The sequence below is a fragment of the Brenneria tiliae genome (assembly GCF_023347575.1).
In the GTDB taxonomy this organism is placed as follows: Bacteria; Pseudomonadota; Gammaproteobacteria; order Enterobacterales; family Enterobacteriaceae; genus Brenneria; species Brenneria corticis.
Map to the genome: position 1 here is coordinate 271,509 of NZ_JAKPCB010000098.1, position 7,256 is coordinate 278,764.

Annotated in this window: 5 protein-coding genes; 4 read left to right on the forward strand and 1 reads right to left on the reverse strand. The window is 56.5% G+C overall.

All coding sequences use genetic code 11. The annotated features are described in order from the left end of the window. Positions 1-8 precede the first annotated feature (8 nt). The 3 genes from citF to MFP24_RS13790 all read left to right on the forward strand — a co-directional run bounded on the left by citF (position 9) and on the right by MFP24_RS13790 (position 4,048). Positions 9-1,538: a citrate lyase subunit alpha gene (gene citF, locus MFP24_RS13780; RefSeq protein WP_249230878.1), complete on the forward strand. Its 1,530-nt coding sequence runs from the start codon at positions 9-11 to the stop codon at positions 1,536-1,538. Positions 1,539-1,705: 167 nt separating this feature from the next. Continuing rightward, positions 1,706-2,596: a triphosphoribosyl-dephospho-CoA synthase CitG gene (citG, locus tag MFP24_RS13785; RefSeq protein ID WP_407062006.1), complete on the forward strand. Its 891-nt coding sequence runs from the start codon at positions 1,706-1,708 to the stop codon at positions 2,594-2,596. An 18-nt stretch (positions 2,597-2,614) separates the two neighbouring features. Beyond that, a complete protein-coding gene (locus tag MFP24_RS13790) occupies positions 2,615-4,048 on the forward strand; it encodes an anion permease (RefSeq protein ID WP_249230879.1) in 1,434 nt (477 codons plus the stop codon). Positions 4,049-4,123: 75 nt separating this feature from the next. On the opposite strand, the gene MFP24_RS13795 is transcribed toward MFP24_RS13790, so the two are convergent. After that, entirely contained in the window at positions 4,124-4,489 is a 366-nt protein-coding gene (locus tag MFP24_RS13795; protein WP_249230852.1) for a diacylglycerol kinase, read from the reverse strand. A gap of 128 nt (positions 4,490-4,617) precedes the next feature. Here MFP24_RS13795 and plsB point away from each other — a divergent pair, with 128 nt between their 5' ends. Further along, positions 4,618-7,095: a glycerol-3-phosphate 1-O-acyltransferase PlsB gene (gene plsB / locus MFP24_RS13800; protein ID WP_249230853.1), complete on the forward strand. Its 2,478-nt coding sequence runs from the start codon at positions 4,618-4,620 to the stop codon at positions 7,093-7,095. Positions 7,096-7,256: the final 161 nt, after the last annotated feature.

Below are 7,256 nucleotides of genomic sequence, written 5' to 3' on the forward strand. Positions count from 1 at the left end.
AAACAATGATGACTCAGCAACAGAATTCCCTGCGGCAACAGCATGTTGTCGCCTTTGGCTCTCAATCCGACCAACCACTGAAAACCTTTCAGGAGGATGACAAAAACGCATATCGGGCGCAAAGGCGCCATGATAGAAAATTGTGCGACCAATTGGATGACGCCATTCGGCGTTCCGGCTTACGTGATGGTATGACCGTCTCATTTCATCACGCGTTTCGCGGCGGTGATCTGACACTCAATCAGGTGATGTCCGGCCTCGCGCAAATGGGGTTCAAAAACCTCACGCTGGCCTCCAGTTCGCTGAATGATTGCCATGCGCCGTTAATTGAACATATCCGCAACGGCGTAGTGAGCAAAATCTATACCTCCGGCCTGCGTGGGGCGCTGGCGGAGCAGATCTCCCGCGGGCTGCTGGCCGAACCGGTGCAGATTCATTCCCACGGCGGGCGGGTGCATTTAATCAATAGCGGCGAATTGCACATCGACGTCGCGTTCCTTGGCGTTCCCGCCTGTGACTGCGAGGGAAATGCCAACGGCTACACGGGCAGAGCCTGCTGCGGCTCGCTCGGTTATGCCCAGGCCGATGCGGAAAACGCCGACTGCGTGATACTGCTCACCGAACAGATTCTGCCCTACCCCCATAACCCGGCGAGCATTATGCAGGATCAGGTTGATCTGATCGTACAAATCGACCAGGTCGGGGATCCCGACAAGATCGGCGCGGATGCAACCAGAATGACCTCCAATCCCCGCGAGCTACTCATTGCTCGCTCGGCGGCCGACGTGATCGTCAACTCGGGCTATTTCAACGCCGGATTTTCACTACAAACCGGTACCGGCGGCGCGTCACTGGCCGTTACCCGTTTTCTGGAAGATAAAATGCGTCGCCGCAATGTTCACGCCGGTTTCGCGCTGGGCGGCATTACCTCCACAATCGTTGATCTGCATGAGAAAGGATTGATTAAAAAACTTCTTGATGTGCAGAGTTTTGATCGCTTTGCCGCCGAATCATTGGCGCATAACCCCAATCATATCGAGATCAGCGTCAACCAGTACGCCAACTGGGGTTCCAAGGGCGCGGCTGTGGATCGGCTCGATATTGTGGTGCTCAGCGCTCTGGAGGTGGATACCCAGTTTAACGTCAACGTATTGACCGGCTCTGACGGCGTACTGCGCGGCGCATCCGGCGGTCATTGCGATACCGCGGTCGCCGCAGCCTTATCGATCATTGTCGCACCGCTGGTACGCGGCCGTATCCCTACGCTGGTTAATCAGGTTCTCACCTGCGTCACGCCGGGATCCAGTATCGATATCCTGGTTACCGATCATGGTATCGCCGTCAATCCGGCGCGTCCGGAACTTGCCGAGCGACTCATCCAGGCTGGGTTAAACGTCGTCTCCATCGACTGGCTGCATCAGCGCGCCCGCCTGCTGACCGGTCAACCTCAACCGATCGACTTTACCGACAAGATTATCGCCGTTGTGCGCTATCGCGATGGCTCAGCGATCGATGTGGTTCATCAGGTAAGGGAATAAACGATGACGCCAATCGCCCCCCATTTGGCCGCCAACCCTATCGTTTCCGTGACGGGGCTGCTACCCAGCCGTGAATTCAGGCAGGCCCGCCAGGCGTTGCGCACGTGAACAGGCGCAATCCCTTCCCGAACTCATCACCCGAATGGAGCCATTGCCCTATGCCGCCCATGACATCCAGTACCGCTGATATCGCCTCGATACTGCGGGTGGAACCTTACAGCGTTCTCGCTTGGCGCGCGATGCTGACGGAAGTAAACCTGACGCCCAAACCCGGACTGGTCGATCGCCACAACTGCGGGGCTCACAAGGATATGTCGCTGCTCGATTTTCATCGCAGCGCGTTCGCGATTCGCCAGTGGCTCCCCTATTTTCTGGAATTCGGTTTCTGCAGCGCTTCACTTCCGCCAACGCATGTTCTATCCGGTATTCGTCCTCTGGGAATGGCCTGCGAAGTACAGATGCTGCGCGCTACCGCCGGGGTAAATACTCACAAAGGCACTGTTTTCATACTCGGCCTGCTGTTTACGGCGCTGGGGAGGCTATTACATCAGCAACAGCCGATAACGCCGGAGCGGCTATGCCGGACCGTCGCCTCATTTTGTTCGGGGTTGGTGGCGCGTGAGCTGGAAACCCGCAATTTACCGCAAACGGCAGGAGAACGGCTGTTCCGGCAACTGAGGTTAACCGGCGCGCGCGGCGCGGCCGAAGCGGGCTACCCGCTCATTATCCGACTGGCGCTGCCCCACTACCGGCTCCGTCTGCAACAGGGAACCGATCCCGAGTTGGCGCTGCTCGATACCCTGATATTGCTTATCGCCCACAATGACGACACCAATATCGCCTCACGCGGCGGGCAATCCTCACTGCGGTGGATACAGCAACAGGCCGCCGCGATTCACTCCCAAGGCGGTATCCGCCAGCATTCCGATCTCAAGAAAATCCATCAATTCGACATTGCATGCATCCAACGCAACCTCAGTCCCGGCGGCAGCGCCGACCTGCTGATCGCAACCTGGTTTCTGGCGCAACTCACCACGCCAGCAAACCTATTCCTCTAAAGGAACTTTATTATGGATATGCCAAAAAAGCGGTTGTATAAAATAGCGGCCGTAGTCATTTTTCCGCTCATAACACTGTGTTTCCCCTATCCGGAAGGGCTCACCGAGCTATCCTGGATTCTGGCCGGCATTTACCTGGGAGCCATTGCCGGCCTGGTGCTAAAACCCTTTCCTGAACCGGTCATTCTGCTGATTGCCATCGCCGCGTCCATGGTGGTGGTCGATAACCTGGGCGGCGATACGGTCAAAATGTCAGCGGTACTGAGCGGCTACGCTTCCGGCACCACCTGGCTGGTTTTTTCGGCCTTCACGCTCAGCGCCGCCTTTGTCATCACCGGGTTGGGCAAGCGTATCGCCTATCTATTGATTGGCAAAATAGGTAATACCTCACTGGGATTGGGCTATGTCACCGTTTTTCTCGATCTGATTCTGTCACCGGCCACGCCGTCAAACACCGCCCGCGCCGGAGGTATTGTCCTGCCAATCATCAACAGCGTTGCGGTCGCTCTGGGATCGGAGCCGGAGACATCGCCGCGCCGTATCGGCCACTACCTGATGATGAATGTCTATATGGTGACCAAGACCACCAGCTACCTGTTCTTTACCGCCATGGCGGCCAATATTCTCGCCCTCCAGCTGGTGCAGGATATTATGCATATCCAACTGAGCTGGGGGGGCTGGGCACTGGCATCGCTGGTGCCGGGAATGACCATGCTGTTACTGATCCCTTTCATTATCTATAAAATGTATCCCCCTGAATTGAAAAAAATCGATAACAAACCCATTGCCGCAGCAGGGCTACAGGAACTCGGCCCGATGAAGCTATCCGAGAAAATGTTGCTGTCATTGTTTGTATTCGCGCTGCTGGGATGGATTTTTGGCGGGCATTTTGGTCTGAGCGCCGCGACGGTCGCCATCATCGTCATGGGGCTGATGCTGCTTCTGGGGATTGTCACCTGGGATGACGTCATCAAAAACAAAGGCGGCTGGAATACGTTAATCTGGTTTGGCGGCATTATCAGCCTCAGTTCTTTACTGTCTAAAACCGGCTTCTTCGCCTGGCTTGCCGCCGTGTTGCAAAACAGCCTGTCTTTTGGCGATCATGGCAATATCGCGCTACTGGTAATCATTTTCCTCAGTATCATCGTGCGTTATTTCTTCGCTTCCGGCAGTGCTTATGTGGTTGCCATGGTCCCCGTGTTCGCCATGCTGGCGAACGTCTCCGGCGCGCCAATCATGCTCACCGCACTGGCGCTGCTATTCGCAAACTCCTACGGCGGCTGCGTCACCCACTATGGCGGGGCGGCAGGCCCGGTGATTTTCGGCCTGGGATACAACGACGTCAAATCCTGGTGGCTTGTCGGGCTGGTCATCACACTGCTGACCTATCTGGTGCAGATGACGCTTGGCATCTGGTGGTGGAGCCAGCTCATCGACATGAATTGGTTATGACGGCTCGCCTGCGGGAATAACGAATCCATTGCATGGCGGGAAAGGCCGCCCGCCATCGCTACAATGAAACCGCAATCAAACATAATGCTCAAACAGAATGCTGCCCCACACCACCGCGGCCAGCAGAATGGCGACCAGCACCGCGGCCGAGCCCATGTCCTTTGCCCGGCCGGATAGCTCGTGGTGCTCAAGGCCGATACGATCGACCACCGCCTCAATCGCGCTGTTGACCAGCTCAAATAGCACGATCAATACCACCGAGCCGATAAGCAGCAGTTTTTCAACCAGGGTGACCGGCAGCAGACAGGCGACGATCGTCCCGACAATCGTCAGCCAGGTTTCCTGACGGAACGCCGCCTCATGTCGCCATGCCTGCTTCAATCCCTGCAGGGAATAGCCGGTCGCCTTGACTATCCGGGTTATCCCCGTTGCCTTATTCATTCTTTCTCCAATTATTTATCGACAATCGGTGGCATTTTAACGCACAGCCGTTGTCTCATCACAACAGATCTCCAGCGCAGTTTCTGGTATCCTTGCGACGCATTGCTAACAAGAGGCTTCAAGTTGTTATGTCAGGTTGGCGTAAAATTTACTATAACTTACTGAATTTCCCACTCAAACTGTTAGTGAAAAGTAAGGTCATACCCACAGATCCCGTGGCTGAATTGGGGTTGGATCCCTCGCGCCCGGTTCTCTATGTATTGCCTTATAATTCGCAGGCGGATTTACTGACGCTAAGGGCAAAATGTCAGGCGTTAGGTCTGCCGGATCCGCTACAACCGGTGGATATCGGCGGCGTGCGGCTGCCCAGTCATGTTTTCATTAATGACGGACCGCGGGTTTTTCGCTACTACGTTCCGAAACAGAAATCGGTAAAACTGTTTCACGACTATCTGGACCTGCACCAGGGCAATCCCGAACTGGACGTACAGATGGTGCCGGTATCGGTGATGTTCGGCCGTTCTCCCGGCCGCGAAGGGCAGAGTCCGGCGACGCCGCATTTGCGGCTGCTTAACGGCATTGAGAAATTCTTCGCCGTACTGTGGCTGGGGCGGGACAGTTTTGTCCGTTTCTCCAGTCCGGTGTCGTTGCGCTATATGGCGACCGAGCACGGCACGGATAAAACCATCGCCCACAAGCTCGCCCGCGTCGCCCGCATGCACTTCTCACGCCAGCGTCTGGCCGCGGTGGGTCCGCGCCTTCCGGTGCGTCAGGAGCTGTTTAATAAACTGCTTAACTCCAAAGCGATCAAAAAAGCCATTGACGACGAGGCGCGCAGCAAGAAGCTCTCCCATGAGCGGGCGCAGCAAAACGCCATTGCCCTGATGGAAGAGATCGCCGCCGACTTTTCCTATGAAGCCGTGCGCTTATCGGATCGCGTATTAAGCTGGACCTGGAACCGCCTCTATCAGGGCATTAACGTCCATAACGCCGAACGCGTGCGCCAGCTGGCGCAGGACGGGCATGAAATCGTTTATGTGCCCTGCCACCGCAGCCATATGGACTATCTGCTGCTTTCCTACGTGCTCTATCATCAGGGGCTGGTTCCGCCGCACATCGCCGCGGGGATCAATCTCAATTTCTGGCCTGCCGGTCCGATTTTCCGCAAGCTGGGGGCCTTCTTTATTCGCCGCACGTTCAAAGGCAATAAGCTGTACTCCACCATTTTCCGCGAATATCTGGGCGAGCTATTTGCCCGCGGCTACTCCGTCGAATATTTCGTCGAAGGCGGACGCTCGCGCACCGGACGGCTGCTGGAACCGAAAACCGGTACGCTGGCCATGACCATCCAGGCCATGCTGCGCGGCGGTACGCGCCCCATTACGCTGGTGCCCATTTATGTGGGCTATGAGCATGTTATGGAAGTCGGCACCTATGCGAAGGAGCTGCGCGGCGCGACGAAAGAGAAGGAAGGCTTTATCCAGATGGTGCGCGGCCTGCGTAAGCTGCGTAACCTCGGACAGGGCTATGTGAACTTCGGCGATCCGCTGCCGCTGACCGCCTATCTGAACCAGCACGTGCCGCAGTGGCGCGATGCCATCGACCCGATTGAAGCGCAGCGCCCAAGCTGGCTATCGCCGACGGTGCAGGATATCGCGATGGATATCATGGTGCGCATCAACAACGCCGCCGCCGCCAACGCCATGAACCTCTGTTCAACGGCGCTACTGGCGTCTCGCCAGCGCTCCCTTACCCGCGAGCAAATGCACGAACAGCTGGACTGCTATCTGCAACTGCTGCGCAACGTTCCTTACCATAAAGACATCACCGTACCTAAAAAGACGCCGGATGCCTTGCTGGAACACGCGTTGAGCATGGATAAATTTGAAGTCGAGAAAGACAATATCGGCGACATCATTATTCTGCCGCGGGAACAGGCGGTGCTGATGACCTATTACCGCAATAATATTCAGCACCTGCTGATCCTGCCTTCGCTTATCGCCAGTATGGCGATCCACCATCGCCGCATTACCCCGAGCGAACTGATCCGCCAGATTACGCTGATTTATCCTCTGCTTCAGGCGGAGCTGTTCCTGCATTACAGCCAGGAAGCGCTGCCGGAAGTGTTGTCCGCACTGACGGCGGAACTGACGCGGCAACAGCTGCTGAGCGCCAAAGAGGATGAGCTGCTTATCAACCCGGCGCGCATCCGTACGCTACAGCTGTTAGCGGCCGGGGTGCGCGAAACCTTGCAGCGCTATGCCATTACGCTGTCATTGCTGGGAGCCAATCCGGGCATCAATCGCGGAGCGCTGGAAAAAGAGAGCCGCAATATGGCGCAGCGGCTGTCGGTTCTGCACGGCATCAACGCGCCTGAGTTCTTCGACAAAGCGGTGTTTTCCACCCTGGTCGCCACCCTGCGCAGCGAAGGCTACATCACGGATAGCAGCGAGGCGGCTCAGCGGGATATTCTGGAGATCTACAATATCCTGGGCGACTTAATCACCCCGGAAGTCAGATTGACCATCGAGAGCGCCAGTTCGCCGGCGCTGGCGCTGGCCGACAGCGAAAAGCCGACAAGCGAAGAGCGTTCTCCCGCCGCGTAATGCCTAAAAAGAAAGGCGGCGGGAACGCCGCCTTTCAGATTGCTGACGAACCCCACATTTTCCGTGGGGTTCTTGTTTTATAAGCGACCGTAGGTCGCGAGCGCGATATTTTTTGCCTTCAGCCCATGACCACGTTTAGTGTCATCATCCGCTTCTTATTG